The organism is Cystobacter fuscus, assembly GCF_044360685.1.
Lineage (GTDB): Bacteria > Myxococcota > Myxococcia > Myxococcales > Myxococcaceae > Cystobacter > Cystobacter fuscus_C.
Genome location: NZ_CP043491.1, coordinates 9,316,265 through 9,330,732, shown reverse-complemented (window position 1 = coordinate 9,330,732; position 14,468 = coordinate 9,316,265). Strand labels below are relative to the sequence as shown.

At 66.8% G+C, this 14,468-nt stretch carries 8 protein-coding genes; 6 read left to right on the top strand and 2 right to left on the bottom strand.

Annotated features, from left to right (window positions below; all coding sequences use genetic code 11):
- The first annotated feature begins 38 nt into the window (after positions 1-38).
- From F0U63_RS38175 to F0U63_RS38165, 3 genes are all read left to right on the top strand, one after another.
- A complete protein-coding gene (locus F0U63_RS38175) occupies positions 39-2,897 on the top strand; it encodes a hypothetical protein (protein WP_395838022.1) in 2,859 nt (952 codons plus the stop codon).
- Positions 2,898-3,141: 244 nt separating this feature from the next.
- On the top strand, positions 3,142-6,558 hold the full coding sequence (locus F0U63_RS38170) for a hypothetical protein (RefSeq protein WP_395838020.1): 3,417 nt from the start codon (positions 3,142-3,144) through the stop codon (positions 6,556-6,558).
- 144 nt (positions 6,559-6,702) lie between these two features.
- Positions 6,703-8,091: a B12-binding domain-containing radical SAM protein gene (locus tag F0U63_RS38165; RefSeq protein WP_395838018.1), complete on the top strand. Its 1,389-nt coding sequence runs from the start codon at positions 6,703-6,705 to the stop codon at positions 8,089-8,091.
- A 24-nt stretch (positions 8,092-8,115) separates the two neighbouring features.
- Here F0U63_RS38165 and F0U63_RS38160 read toward each other — a convergent pair whose 3' ends face one another.
- Both F0U63_RS38160 and F0U63_RS38155 read right to left on the bottom strand, forming a co-directional pair.
- Positions 8,116-9,183 carry a C45 family autoproteolytic acyltransferase/hydolase gene (locus F0U63_RS38160; protein ID WP_395838016.1) on the bottom strand — a complete coding sequence of 356 codons (1,068 nt, stop codon included), beginning with the start codon at positions 9,181-9,183 and terminating at the stop codon, positions 8,116-8,118.
- Between the two features lie 64 nt (positions 9,184-9,247).
- Positions 9,248-10,006, bottom strand: coding sequence for a helix-turn-helix domain-containing protein (locus tag F0U63_RS38155; protein ID WP_395838014.1), 759 nt, complete (start codon positions 10,004-10,006; stop codon positions 9,248-9,250).
- 28 nt (positions 10,007-10,034) lie between these two features.
- On the opposite strand from F0U63_RS38155, the gene F0U63_RS38150 reads away from it, so the two are divergent.
- Genes F0U63_RS38150 through F0U63_RS38140 form a run of 3 tightly spaced genes read left to right on the top strand, consistent with a single transcriptional unit; the run spans position 10,035 to position 14,464 of the window.
- Positions 10,035-10,841 (top strand): methylase, encoded by an 807-nt coding sequence (locus F0U63_RS38150; protein WP_395838012.1) that lies wholly within the window; start codon positions 10,035-10,037, stop codon positions 10,839-10,841.
- 44 nt (positions 10,842-10,885) lie between these two features.
- Positions 10,886-13,546 carry a TonB family protein gene (locus tag F0U63_RS38145; RefSeq protein WP_395838010.1) on the top strand — a complete coding sequence of 887 codons (2,661 nt, stop codon included), beginning with the start codon at positions 10,886-10,888 and terminating at the stop codon, positions 13,544-13,546.
- Between the two features lie 3 nt (positions 13,547-13,549).
- A complete protein-coding gene (locus tag F0U63_RS38140) occupies positions 13,550-14,464 on the top strand; it encodes a hypothetical protein (RefSeq protein ID WP_395838008.1) in 915 nt (304 codons plus the stop codon).
- Positions 14,465-14,468: the final 4 nt, after the last annotated feature.

The following is a 14,468-nucleotide window of genomic DNA, read 5'->3' as shown; positions in this document are numbered from 1 at the left end:
TGCCTCCAGGGGGCGGTGTGGCCGCAGAGGGAGAATTCATGGTGAAGTCGCTAGGGGCGGTTTTGTTCGTCGCACTCGTGTTGAGCGGTTGTTCGAAGGTGACCGAGGTTCAAGTCACCAGCGAAGCCAGTCAACTCCTTCCCAATGAGGCGACGACCCTCACGGCCTCGGTCATTGGCGAGGGTCCCTTCGATCCCGATGTGACCTGGCGCGTGAGCGTGGAGGGGGTCGGCTCGCTCTCGGCCACCACCGGTGAGACAGTCACCTATACCGCGCCCGACGCGGTGAGCGAGGACACGCAGATCACGGTCACCGCGACCTCCAAGCAGATGCCTGATCGCTCGGCCTCCGTGACGCTGACCCTCCTGGCGGCTCCCAGCGTCACCGGCGTGCAGGTGACGGCGGCGCGCAGCGAGTTGTTCGCCAAGGACACCGTGGCACTCGAGGCCTCGGTGACGGGCACCAGTTCCTTCAGCTCCGAGGTGACCTGGAGCGTGGAGGGGGAGGGCTCGCTCTCGGCCACCACCGGCGCGCAGGTTGTCTACACGGCGCCCGACGTGGTGAGCACGGACACTCGCGTCACCGTGACCGCGACCTCCGTGCAGGAGCCATCTCGCTCCGCTTCGACGACCCTCACGCTCAAGGCTCCGCTCATCACCGCCGTGCATGTGACGGCGGCGCGCACGGAGCTGGTCGAGAAGGAGAGCGTGGCAATCGACGCCACGGTGACGGGCGCCGGCTCCTTCAGCTCCGAGGTGACCTGGAGCGTGGAGGGGGCCGGCTCGCTCTCGGCCACCACCGGCTCGCAGATCATCTACACGACGCCCGATGCCATCGGGGCGGACACGCAGGTGACGGTCACCGCGACGTCCGTGGCCGATGGTTCCAAGGTCGGCTCCGTGACCCTCGTGCTCAGGGCTCCGTTTGTCTCCGCGGTTGAGCTCTTGGCCGCCCGCCCCCAGCTCTACGCGGGCAATGCCGTGGTGTTCTCGGCCACGCTTGTGGGGGCGGCGCCTTACGGCTCCAAGGTCGAATGGAAGCTGGTGTCGGGAGGTGGCGTGCTGGAGTCGCTCCCCAACGACGCCGCGCGTCCCAACATGCGTTTCGCGCGCTACACCGCGCCGCGTACCGCCAGTACCCTGACCGCCACGGTGCAGGCCACCTCGGTCTACGATCCCACCAGGTCCAATTCGAAGAGCGTGCAGGTGCTGCCGCTCCCCCTGTCCATCACGGAGGTGAGTTCGGGCACTGGCAGCAACCGGCCCGGATGGATCGAGCTGCGCAACCTCACCAGCGCGCCCATCCAACTCGCGGACTATGCGATCCGTGCCCGGGGGTTCGACACGAGTACGAACCCCTGGGGAGCCAAGGATGTCATGCTGTTTCCGCTGCCCTCGCGCCTCCTGGCTCCGGGCGCGTACATCGTCGTCTCGGGCAAGGCCTACCCCTCGGAGAACTTCGAGTCGAGTCAGATGATCTGGCTGAGGGAGGAGCCGGCCCTGGTTCCGCTCTGGTCGGGGGCTACCTTCATCGAGTTGGTCCGGAGCGACATCGGCGAGACGGTCGACTTCGTCCGCTTCGGCAACAGCACTCAGGCGCCCCTGTCGGAGGGCGCGTGGACGGGCACTTCGAATGTGCCCACTCTGCCGGCGGATGGCTCCTCGTCGGTTTCTTTCGTGCGCGTGACGGGTGCCAACGACACCAACGGCGCGAGCGACTGGTCCTCGCGGACGTTCTCGACGCCGGCGGGCCCCAACGATGTGCCCGCGGGTGCCGTGGATGATGACTCGGACGGGATTCCCGACTCCGCCGAGGTGGCGGGCGGCCGTTTCGCGGGTCTGGACCTGTACGCCATGGGTGCGCGCACTGCGCAGCGCGACCTCTTCATCGAGGTGGACCACATGCAGTCCACCAACTCCATCATCCTTCCTCAGAAGGAAGCCCTGGATAAGGTCGTCGCGGTCTTCGCCAGGCGCGGCATCCAGGTTCATATCGATGTGGGCACGCGTTTCAGCGCGAGCTTCAACCCGGCGAAGTACAACCTGGGTCAAGGCAGCCCGGAAGTGCCCTTTGCCTCCAGCATCAACATGACGCGAGCTGGGGGTGAGGCGGCCAGCGTCTACGAACTCAAGTCAGCGCACATGGACTTCGCCCGCCGTGCGGCCTTTCACTACTGCGTTTTCGGCAGCACCCAGACTGTAAGTGGCACCGCCGCGGGCAACAGTGGCAACGCCGAGCGCCTCGGTAACGATTTCCTGGTGTCGCTGAGCGCGTTCAAGTTGGTCACGGACTCGGCGGCGCAGCGCAACCAGATCATCAACTACCAAGCCGCCGTCTTCATGCATGAGCTCGGCCATAACCTCGGCCTTCGTCATGGCGGCAACGTGGATACCAACTACAAGCCCAACTACCTGAGCGTCATGAACCCACTGTACGAGCTCGAGGGCTTGGGCCCGATCTCTGGAAGTGGGGCGGGCGACCGGTATTACCTCCGCAATAGGCTAAAGGGATACGATGGGCTTGATGACCTGGTCGACTCTCCGCTGAGCAGCACGTTCGTCTTGGATTTCTCGGATGGCTCTGGTGGCGTCATCAACGAGACCGCCTTGAACGAATCGGCCGGAATGTGCCGCGCGGGGGCCACGTCCATCGACTATGACAACAGCGGCTTCATCAGTACGGCCACCTTTGATGTCAATCGAGACAGTGTCTTCGAGGTGCTCTACGATCACAACGACTGGGCGAGCATCGTGCTCCCGTTCTCTCTTTCCCACAGCGTGGTCAGGAACATCGCGCCGCACGACGCAACGTTCGAGCCGATTTCCGTCGTGCAAGACCATCAGCCTGTCGTGGATGAGGAGCCGCCCTCGCCGGCCGTCCTCTGGAACATCCATTGAACGGGTGCTTGCGGTAGCTTCCACCGTGAGGTGAAGCGGCTCATCGAGGAGGGGAGTTGGACGCGGTGCCCGGCGTGCCGTGCACCGCTTCCAAGTTGCACCGAACATGGGGCAGCTCCCTCCCAGTGCAGGACCCCTCGTTGCTTGCACCGCTTGGCTTCCTCTAATGTCCGCTTCGCCAGACATCCGTTCTTGAACACGGCGAAGCCGTGACTTCACGGTGCTGGCTTCAGGGAGCGCATTCATGGTGAAGCTGTTGGGAGCGGCCTTTTTCGTCGTACTCGTGTTGAGTGGCTGCGACGTGCTCGATCCGAAGGTGACCGAGGTTCAAGTCACCAGCGAAGTCAGTCAACTCCTTCCCGGAGGAACGACGAAGCTCAAAGCCTCGGTCTATGGCGTTGGGCCCTTCGACCCCGAGATCAGCTGGAGCGTGCAGGGCGGTGGCTCGCTCTCCGCGAACACCGGTGAGCAAGTGACCTATACTGCGCCTGACGTGGTGAGCGCGGAGACGCAGGTCACTGTCATCGCGACCTCAGTGCAGACGCCCTCTCGCTTCGCCTCCACGACCCTTATCCTCATGGGGCCTGGGATCACAGCCGTGCAGGTGACGGCAGCGGACAGCGAGTTGTTTGCCAGGGAGAGCGTGGCGCTCGACGCTTCGGTGATTGGCACGGGTTCCTTCAGCTCCGAAGTGAAATGGAGCGTGCAAGGGGGCGGCTCGCTCTCGGCCACTACTGGCTCTCAGGTCATCTACACGGCGCCGGACGTGGTGGGCACGGACACTCCAGTCACCGTCACCGCCACCTCCGTGCAGGCGCCCGCTCGCTCCGCTTCCAAGACCCTTACGCTCAAGGCGCCCCACATCATCTCCGTGCAGGTGACGACGGCGGACAGCGAGTTGTTCGCCAACGAGAGCGCGGCACTCGATGCCTTGGTGACGGGCACCGGACCCTTCAGCCCCGAGGTGAGTTGGAGCGTGCAGGGGGAAGGCTCTCTCTCGGCCACCACGGGCGCTCGCGTCGTCTACACGGCGCCCGCCAATGTCACGGTGGATACGCAGGTGACAGTTACCGCTACGTCCACGGTTGACGGAAGCAAGGCGGGTTCTGTCTCCCTCAACATCGAGGCGCCCGAGGTGACGGTGGTCACGGTGAACCCGTCTGGCGCCGAGTTGTTCGCGAAGGAGACGGTGGCGCTCGATGCTTCGGTGACTGGCACGGGTCCCTTCAGCTCCGAAGTGAAATGGAGCGTACAGGGGGGCGGTACGCTCTCGGCCACCACCGGCCCTCAGGTCATCTACATGGCGCCCGACGTAGTGGGTGCGGACACTCCAGTCTCTGTCACCGCTACTTCCGTGCAGACACCCGCTCGTTCAGCTTCCACGACCCTCACGCTCAAGGCGCCTCGTATTACCGCTGTGCAGGTGACGGCGGCGGAAACTGAGTTGTCCGAGAAAGAGAGCGTGGCACTCGATGCCTTGGTGACGGGCACCGGACCCTTCAGCCCCGAGGTGAGCTGGAGCGTGCAGGGGGAAGGCTCTCTCTCGGCCACCACGGGTGCTCGCGTCCTCTACACGGCGCCCGCTACCATCATGGTGGACACTCAGGTGACGGTCACGGCTACGTCCATGTCTGATGGCAGCAAGGCCAGCTCCATCACGCTTGTTCTCAAGGCTCCCACCATCACCGCGGTTGAAGTCTCGGTCGCCCGACCTCAGCTCTACGCCGGCAATGCCGTGGTGTTCTCGGCCACAGTCTCGGGGACCGCGCCGTTCGACTCCAAGGTCGAGTGGAAACTGGTGTCGGACGGTGGCGTGTTGGAGGCGCTCCCCGCCGATGCCTCGCGTCCCAACATGAGCTTCGCGCGCTACACCGCGCCGAGGACCGCCACAGCCCTGACCGCCACGGTGCAGGCCACTTCTGTCGCCAATCCCACGAGGTCCGAGTCGAAGAGCGTGCAGGTGATGCCGGTGCCCCTGTCCATCACGGAGGTGAGTTCGGCTACTGTCAGTAATCGGCCTGGATGGCTCGAACTGCGCAACGACACTGACGAGTCCATCCAACTCGCGGACTATGCGCTGCGCGCCCGGGGGTTCGACACGAGTTCGAGTACCTGGGTGTTCAAGGACATCATGCTGTTTCCGCTGCCCTCGCGCTCCCTCGCTCCGGGCGCGTACATCATCGTCGCAGGCAAGCTCTCCGCCTGGGAGAACTTCGACTCGAATCAGATGATCTGGCTGAAGGCGGAGCCGGCCACGGTCCCCCTCTGGGCGGGTAGCACCTTCATCGAGCTGGTCCGGAGCGACCTTGGTGAGACGGTCGACTTCATCCGCTTCGGCACCAGTATCCAGGTTCCCCTGACGGAGGGCGCGTGGACGGGTAACACGAATGTGGCCGCACTGCCGACGGATGGCTCCTCGTCGTTTTCTTTCGCGCGCATGCCGGGTGCCAACGACACCAACAGCGCGAGCGACTGGTCCTCGCGGCCGTTCTCGACCCCGGCGGGACCCAATGACGTGCCCGCGGATGCCGTGGACGAGGACGTGGACGGGATTCCCGACTCCGCCGAGGTGGAGGGCGGTCGCTTCGCGGGTCTGGACCTGTACGCCATGGGTGCGCGCACTGCGCAGCGGGACCTCTTCATCGAGGTGGACCACATGCAGTCCACCAATCCGGGCATCCTTCCTCAGAAGGAAGCCCTGGATAAGCTCGTCGCGGTCTTCGCCGGGCGCGGCATTCAGGTCCATCTCGATGTGGGCACGCGTTTTAGCGCGAGTTTCGACCCGGCGAAATACAACCTCGGCCAAGGCAGCCCGGAAGTGCCTTTCTCCGCCAACATCAACATGACCCGTGCCGGGGGCGAGGCGGCCAGCGTTTACGAACTCAAGTCGGCGAACATGGACGTCGCCCGCCGTTCGGCCTTCCATTACTGCGTTTTCGGGAGCACCCAGAGTTTGAACGGCAGTGCGGGCATCAGTGGCATCGCCGAGCGCCTTGGTAACGATCTCCTGGTGACACTCGGCGCTTTCAAATTGAGCACGGACACGGCGGCACAGCGCAACGTGCTCATCAACTACCAGGCATCCACCCTGATGCATGAACTCGGTCACAATCTCGGCCTGAGACATGGCGGAAACGTGGATGCCAACTACAAGCCCAACTACCTGAGCGTCATGAATTACATGTATCAGCTCAGTGGATTGGGCCAGATTGCTGGAAGCTCCGCGGGCGACCGTTATTACTTGCAATGGCGGCTCAAGGGGTACGGTTCGGCAGATGATCTGGTGGACTCACCGCTGAGTAATAGTTTTGTCATGGATTACTCGGATGGTGCCGGCAGTAGCATCGACGAGAATGCCGTGAGTGAATCGGCTGGGATGTGTCGCCCAGGAGCCACGTCTATTGACTACGACAACAACGGCTTCATCAATACGCCCACCTTCGACCTCAATCGAGACAACGTCTTCGAGGTGCTCTCCGACCACAACGACTGGGCGAACATCGTACTTCCGTTCTCTCTCTCCCACAGTGTGGTCAAGAACGTTTCGCCGCACGACACACCGCCCGTGCCGATGTCCATCGTGCAGGACCAGCAGCCTGTCGCGGATGAGGAGCCGCCCTCTCCGGTCCTTATCGAGCAACTCCAACGGCTTCCTCCGTAGGTCCGGCGTAGACGGTCGCCCACCGACAGGGGCAATGGCGGAAAAAGATGGGGTTGAATGATTTCGTTCCCATCCCGTTGGAAGGGGCTGGGAGCAGGTCGTGCCGCTCGGGACCATTCCGGTCAGGCGTCTTCCGGGGGGTTCATGTCCGCGCATCCATCCAAGGTCGAGCCCTCCATCTCCTCTCCCCGGCGTGTCATCCTGGTCTCCATCGATTGGACGCGGGACAAGGATCCGCGCTTACCGCTGGGGCATGCTTCCCTCGTCGCGGCGCTGCGAGGCGCGGGGGTGGATACGCGGGCGTTCTCCTTCGCCATCAATCGCGCGGGCTTCGACGAGGATCGCATCCTGAGAGACATCCTCGAGAGTGCTCAAGATGCCGCACCCGAGCAGGTGGATGTGGGATTTGGCGTCTATGTCTGGAACGACCCGGTGGTGAAGCGGCTGTTGTCGGCACTCCGACATAAGGGCTTCCAGGGGCGCATCATCCTGGGGGGACCGCAGATTTCCTACGCGGGGTCGGGGCTCGAGCAACTCTACCCCGAGGCAGATGCCTTCATCCGTGGGTATGGCGAGGAGGCGTTGGTGGCACTCGCGGCAACGTTCGAGCGCATCCGTTTCATGGGGGTCCACTGGGCAGGGCAGGTCGATTCCGGCGTTCAGGCGCGGGCGCAACTGGAGTCGCTGTCCTCTCCCTTCCTCGAAGGCGTCATCGAGCTTTCCGCCGGGCAACGGTTCATCCGGTGGGAGACGCAGCGGGGGTGCCCCTTCCGGTGCTCGTTCTGCCAGCACCGGGAGGCGGGCAGTCGCCTGCGGCGCCGGGACATCCCCCTGGCACGGCTGGAACGCGAGATGGAATTGTTCGTTCGCTCGGGAGTGGACGACATCGCCGTCCTGGATCCCCTCTTCAACCTGGGGGCTCACGCCCTGGCGGTGCTGAGGACGCTGCGGAGGCTCGGCTATGGCGGGCGGCTATCGCTGCAGTGCCATTTCTCGACCCTGGACGAGGAGTTCCTGGATGCCTGCCAGGGGCTCGACGTGCGGCTGGAATTCGGGTTGCAGACCATCCACGAGCGGGAGGCCCGTGCGGTGGAGCGGGTGAACGACATGGCGAAGGTGCGTCAGGGGCTCCGCGAGCTTCACGAGCGCCACATTCGCTTCGAGGTCTCCATCATCTTCGGCCTGCCCGAGCAGACGCTGGAATCCTTCCGGGAGACGATCGACTTCTGCCTCCAGCGGGGCGTGCCGACGCTCAAGGCTTTTCCCCTCATGTTGTTGCGGGGGACTGCCCTGGAGAGGGAACGGGCTCGGTGGGGGCTCGTGGAGAACGACGAGCCCATCCCCAGTGTCATTCGTAGCCACACGTTCGGCGAGCGGGAATGGAAGTGCATGGCGGCACTCGCGGACGCGCTCCGCCGCACGGAAGGCGGGCACCCCGTGAGCATCGAGGCCTTGGATGCGTGGGTGTTTTCTTCTCCTGACAGCTCGGGGTGGTGGTCTCCTGCGGCGGATGAAGTCCGGGTGGCGGGCTGAGTCCAGGTCGGTGGGAGCCTGCCTTCACAGGCGGAACTCGGTGAACGGCTCACGGCACCCGGGCCCCGCTGCTACCCACATCGTGCGGCGCGCGGGCGCCATCACCACCGTGGCCTTCGTCTCTAACGGCATCGCGTTGGCCGCGGGCGGTGAGTCATGCAGGCACAGCCGGCCCCCGGGCGTGCCGTGATCCGCGAGCATTCGCATCACCGAGTCCGGCGTATGGCGGCCATGCTCCTGGGCCACCAACTCCTCGATGCGTGCCTTCCGCCCGAACGTGCACGGCGACACCAGGTGCGTGAAGTCCTGCTCCCGGAAGCGCTCGGACTGATAGTGATTGGCGTGGACGATGACCCCCCGCTCGGGCCGCAGCAGGACGTGGTCGTCGTATGTGCTTTCAATGCCCACCACGCGCCCCTGTGCATCCGCCAGGTGGTAGTAGCCAATGCCCCTTGCCGCCGAGACGAGCACCTCCAGCGCCGCCGAGAGGCTCGGCTGGCGCATCGCCCCGGGGATGTACACGGACAGCGGCAGCAGGGAAGGGCAGGGCCGGGGTGCCACCAGCGTGAGGTTGGCGCAGTTGCCCACCCCGTCACTGTTGAGGTGGTAGTAGGGCGAGCCGGACAGGCACAGCGACAGTTGCTCGCGTCCGTCCGTATGGCGGATGCGCAGCAGCTCCACCCGGGCGTCCGGGCTCCAGTCGATCGTCTGTCCGAGGAGCGCCTGGCCATCCGCGGTCGCCTCGCCCGTGAGCGCCACCGAGGTGCACATGCCCCCAATCTGCGAGCAGTGCACGGCCAGCTCCAGCATGCACTGGAGCGCGAACGCCTCCTCATAGGGCAGCCCAGCGCCCTCGGCCTGGCCCCGGATGAGCTCCAACGCCTCCGGCTCGAAGGCGCGCACATTGGCCTCCAGTTGCAGCGCCATCCGCACCGCGTCCTGTTTCGAGGTACGTGAGGGGCCCTGGGACAGGGCGAAGAAGAAGGTCTCGGCCGAGGCGCGCAGGCTCTCCCGGCAGGCCTCTCCCCATTGTTGGCCGATCCGCCGGGGCGTTCCCTGGCACTCGATGACTCGCAGTGGCTGTGTCGTCATGGCGTACACACTACGGATGCAGGCCCCGCTCGCGCTTGAACGAATGCGACACGCGTGAGCCGCTTCAGCCCGGGAGGCGGAACGCGCTCGGGGGGCGGCCCGTCAGCTCCCGGAACTCCCGCGTCATGTGCGCGTGGTCCGCGTAGCCACAGCGGTACGCCACGTCCGAGAGCGAGCCGCCCGCACTCGCTCGCAGCAGGCCGAGCGCCTGCTGGAGCCGCGCGATGCGCGTGTAGGTCCCCGGAGAAAAGCCCACGCGCTCCTTGAAGGCGCGTTGCAGGGTGCGTGGGCTGAGGTGCAGGGCCTTCGCCAGGTCGCCCGGGCGTGGAGTCTCCGGCCGGGAGAGCAGTTGGCGAAGCACCCGGTCGAAGCTGTCTCCTGAAGGGCAGGCGGTCCGTTCCAGCAGGGGCGTGAGTACCTCACTCATGGGCCCCAGGGCGCCCGCGGACAGCAGGCGCTCGCCGAGTTCATCGAGAGACAGCCCACCCACGTGACGCAACTCCACCGCCTCGTTGACCAGCTCGGCGGGGCTGGCGTCCACGAGCCGGGGCATGGCACCCGGGTGGAAGTGCACCATCAGGTAGCCCCGGCCCGCGTGCGTCGCCACGTGGAGGGGCCGGATCACCGGGCCATACAGGACGGCCCGACAGCGCTCGGGCGTCAGCTCCAGCAGCAGGTCCACGTTGGCGTCGGGGACCACCTCGTGCTGCCAGGTGAAGGCGTGCTCCGGAGGCACCCACCGCAGGCACTCCACGCGGTGCCCGAGCGAGGCGGGGGCGGGCAGCTGCTCCATCCGCGGATCGTGGACGGTCGTGGCGGGCATGGCCGAAGTATAGTCCCCGCTCTGGCTCATGACTTCCCCGGACCGCAAGACACGAGGACGCACCGCCCCCGGGCGCCTCCAGGGGCTCGACGCTTATCTGCTCCACGAGGAGCGCGCGTTGCTCGCCCGCCGGGAGGACGCCTGGGCCCGCGCCGCCTTCGTGGACGTGGGCTTCGGCGAGCACCCGTGGACCACGCTCGACAGCGCCCGCGCCTTCCGGGACGTCCACCCGGAGCTCCCCGTGGTGGGCGTGGAGCTGGAGCCCCACCGCGTGGCCGCCGCCCAGGAGCACGCGGACGCCCTCACCGACTTCCGGCAGGGCGGCTTCTCCCTGCCCCTGCGGCCCGGTGAGACGGTGCGCCTCATCCGCGCCATGAACCTGCTGCGCGGCTACCGCCCCGAGGACGTCCCCGGCATCCACCACACCCTGGGAGGAGCGCTGCTCGAGGGCGGGCTGCTCGTCGAGGGCAGCACGGACACGTCCGGCGCGGTGCTGGTCGCGCACCTGCTGCGGCGCGTGCCCGGGGGGCTGTCGCGCGAGGCCCTGCTGTTCCACACCGACTTCAGCCGCGGCTTCGCCCCCGTGCTCTTCCGGGACTGGTTGCCCCGGGATTTCCGCCGCCGGGTGAAGCCCGGAGAGCCCATTCACGCCTTCTTCGCGCAATGGACGGAGGCCTGGGCGCAAGCGCGTACGGCGGGTCCCCTGGAGCCCCCGGAGGCCTTCCGCCAGTCCGTCCTGGGTCTGGCCGAGCGCATCGAGGGCCTCGTGACCCAGGCCTGGCTGCTCGAGCACGGCTATGTGCTCTGGCGGCCACGTGGGGGCGTGTTTCAATAGAATCGCTGTTCACCGGGGGGGTCTCCTCATTAAATGCGCCCCCCGTGACCTCTTCTCGCTTCGCTCCCTGGTCGCTGCTCGCCGTCCTCCTGTTGTCCACCACCGTTCAGGCGCAAGCCTATGATGGGGCTCGCCGCGAGGAGGTGGACGCGGGCGTTCACACGCCCGTGCTCACGAAGCCTCCCGAGCTCGTCCGCTCCGTGGAGGCCGTCTACCCGCCCGAGGCCGCCGCGGCCGGCAAGACGGCCTCGGTGGAGATGGTCATCACCATCGACGCGCAGGGCGCCGTGTCCGACGCGCAGGTCACCCGCCCCGTGGGCGAGGGCTTCGACGAGGCGGCGCTCGAGGCGGTGCGCCAGTTCCAGTTCTCCCCGGCCGAGGTGGACGGGGTGCCCGCCCCCATCCAGGTGCAGTACGTCTACAACTTCGTCCTCCAGCCGCCCAGGGTGGAGGAGTCCGCGCCGCCACCGCCTCCTCCCGAGGCGACCCTCACGGGGCAATTGCTGGCCCGGGGCAGCCGGACGCGCGTGGAGGGGGCCACGGTGCGCTGTGGGGACGACCCGGAGGCGCCCGAGGCCATGTCGGACGCCGAGGGCCGCTTCACCCTCAAGGTGACGCCCGGCGAGTGTGACGTGCGCGTGGTGGCCAGCGAGTACCACCTCTTCACCACCAAGGAGACGCTCGCCCCCTCGGAGACGACGGAGGTCATCTTCTACCTGATGCCCAAGGCACCGGGCTTCGAGACGGTGGTGCGCGGCGCGCGCGAGAAGAAGGAAGTGGTGCGCCGCACCCTGGAGCGCCAGGAGTTGCAGAAGGTGCCGGGCAGCTTCGGAGACCCCATCCGCGTCATCCAGAACCTGCCGGGCGTGGCGCGTACCCCGTTCGGTCTCGGCCAGCTCCTGGTGCGCGGCGCGGCGCCCGATCAGACGCTCACCTTCTTCGATGGCGTCGAGGTGCCCATCCTCTTCCACCTGGGCGGTGGGCCCTCGGTGCTCAACTCCGAGTTCATCGATCGGATCGACTTCTATCCGGGCGGCTTCGGCGCGCGCTACGGCCGGGCGGTGGGCGGCGCGGTGGACGTGGCCACGCGCAAGGGCTCCACCGACACGTTGCACGGCTCGGTGAAGGTGGACCTGCTGGACTCGGGCTTCTTCCTGGAGTCCCCCATCACCGAGGGCATCTCCATCTCCGGCGCGGCGCGGCGCTCCTATGTGGACGCGCTCCTGCCGCTCGTGCTGCCCAAGGATCCCCAGGGCGGCTCGCTGCTCGTGCTGCCGCGCTACTGGGACTACCAGGTGCGCATGGACTTCGGCGCCAAACGTGGGAGCGAGCCCGGGGTGGGAGGGCGCCACTCGGGTTATGTGATGGCCTTTGGCTCGGATGACCTGCTGACGGTGGTGGCCACGGGCGGTGGCCGCAACCGCGACATCACCGTGGACACGCGCACGCTCTTCCACCGGCTCAAGGGCGACTGGACGTACCGCAAGGGCAACTTCACTTCCGTGCTCACCCCCTTCGCGGGGTACGACCTGGGCCGGTTCGCCTTCGGTGAGATCTTCCTCGACGCGAACGTCTGGTCGCTCGGGCTGCGCGAGGACCTGTCGCTGGAGGTGACGCCGTGGCTCACCGCGCGGGCCGGCGCGGACGTGCTGTTCGAGCACCTGGTGGGCGAGGGGCAGATCCCCGTCATCGGCGGCATCCAGTTCCCCCCCTTTCCCGGCGCCGAGCCGCGCTCGGAGCCGCAGCCCATCAAGCGCACGGCCAACTCCTTCGATGGCGCGCTCTACGCGGAACTGGACATCAAGGCGGGCCCGGTGACGCTGACGCCCGGGCTGCGTGCCTCCGCCGCGCGCGTCTACGGACAGAGCCGCTCCGCGTTCGATCCCCGGCTGTGGGTGCGCTTCCAGCCCACGGAGAAGACGGCCCTCAAGGGCAGCGTGGGTCTGTACAGCCAGGCGCCCGAGGCCTTCAACCTTGATCCCGCGCCGCTGGGCAATCCCAACCTGCTGCACGAGCGGGCCTTCCAGACGAGCCTGGGCGTGGAGCAGCAGCTCACCGACATCATCAGCGTGGACGTCACGGGTTATTTCAACCGGCGTTATGACCTGGTCGTCTCACCGGGCAACACGGTGCAGAACGCGGATGGCTCGCTCACCCGCTACCCGTATTCCAACCAGGGGCTCGGGCGCGCGTACGGCATGGAGGTGTTGTTGCGGCACGCCGTGACGCGCGACTTCTTCGGCTGGCTGGCCTACACCCTCAACCGCTCCGAGCAGCGGCGCGCGGGGGGAGACGATGGCTACCGGCTGACCACCTTCGATCAGACGCACATCCTCACGGCGGTGGCCAGCTACCGGCTGCCGTGGTGGGGGCTCGAGCTGGGCGCGCGCATGCGTTACGTCACCGGCCGGCCCACCACGCCGCTGCAGCACCTGTTCGACCGCTACGACGTGGACCGCAACCGCTACTACGGCTCCTATGGGGAGACGGACTCCGCGCGCTTCAAACCCTTCCAACAGCTCGACGTGCGGTTGGACAAGAATTGGGTCTTCCAGCGCTGGACGCTCAACGCCTACATCGATGTGCAGAACGTCTACAACGCCTCCAACGTGGAGGCGACCTTCTACGACTACCGCTACCGGGAGCAGTTCGAGGTGCCTGGCATCCCGATCCTCCCGGTCATCGGCGTCAAGGGGAGCTTCTGAGTCATGCGCTACCTGTCCGCCCTGCTGGGCCTGTTGCTCTGCTCCGCCTGTCTCGAGGAGCAGGACGTTCCCTCGCGCGTGAGGGATCTGCGCGTGCTCGCGATCCAGATGGATCCGCCCGAGCTCTACTTCCCCACCTGCTCCACGGACCCGGCGGTGCTCGCCTCCACGCTCGCGCGTCCGGTGCGGCTCACCGCGCTCATCCCCGACCCGGCGGGTGACGGCCGCGAGCTGGAATACGTCCTCGCCGCCTGCTCCTCGCAGAACGATGACACCTGCGAGGAGGACCGCGTGGAGCTCAAGCGCGGCGTCACCCGGGGCGGGGTGCTGGACTTGACCCTGTTTCCGGGCCCGGGCGCGGCCCTGCTTCCGGACGGCACCCCCCTGATTCAGCGGGTGCTCGAGGAGGACACGTACAGGGGATTGGGCGGCGTGCGTCTGCCCCTGGTGCTCGAGGTGCGCGGCGGAGACGAGCGCATCTTCGCCAGCAAGTTGATGGTGTACGACTGCGCGTTCTTCCCGGAGATGAAGCCCAACGTGCAGCCGGTGCTGCCGGATCCGCTGTTGGAGGACGAGTCCTGGGTGGAAAGTGTGCCGCGCGAGCTGTCCGGACCGGGTCCCTTCCGGCTCGAAGCGCCGGACTTCTCCGCCCTGGAGGAGCCCTATGTGGTGCGCTCGTTCGAGCTGAAGCCGGTGCCCCTGGTCGAGTCCTGGCAGCTCTCGTGGCACACCACGCTGGGGACCCTCTCCCCTGACGAGACGGGAGGCGCGGATCCGGGCGGTGGCGAGGGGCGGCACCGCGTGGAGTGGCAGCCGCCGCGAGACGCCCAGGCCCAGGAGGTCCGCTTCTGGGTGGTGGTGCGCGATGGCCGCGGCGGCACGTCCTGGATTTCCCGGACGGTGCGCTACACCCCCTGAAGAC

Excerpts from the sequence above, each read along its gene's own strand:
- F0U63_RS38160 (WP_395838016.1), bottom strand. The coding sequence starts at position 9,183 with ATGACGACACAGCCACTGCGAGTCATCGAGTGCCAGGGAACGCCCCGG.
- F0U63_RS38155 (WP_395838014.1), bottom strand. The coding sequence starts at position 10,006 with ATGCCCGCCACGACCGTCCACGATCCGCGGATGGAGCAGCTGCCCGCC.
- F0U63_RS38175 (WP_395838022.1), top strand. The coding sequence starts at position 39 with ATGGTGAAGTCGCTAGGGGCGGTTTTGTTCGTCGCACTCGTGTTGAGC.
- F0U63_RS38170 (WP_395838020.1), top strand. The coding sequence starts at position 3,142 with ATGGTGAAGCTGTTGGGAGCGGCCTTTTTCGTCGTACTCGTGTTGAGT.
- F0U63_RS38150 (WP_395838012.1), top strand. The coding sequence starts at position 10,035 with ATGACTTCCCCGGACCGCAAGACACGAGGACGCACCGCCCCCGGGCGC.
- F0U63_RS38140 (WP_395838008.1), top strand. The coding sequence starts at position 13,550 with ATGCGCTACCTGTCCGCCCTGCTGGGCCTGTTGCTCTGCTCCGCCTGT.
- F0U63_RS38165 (WP_395838018.1), top strand. The coding sequence starts at position 6,703 with ATGTCCGCGCATCCATCCAAGGTCGAGCCCTCCATCTCCTCTCCCCGG.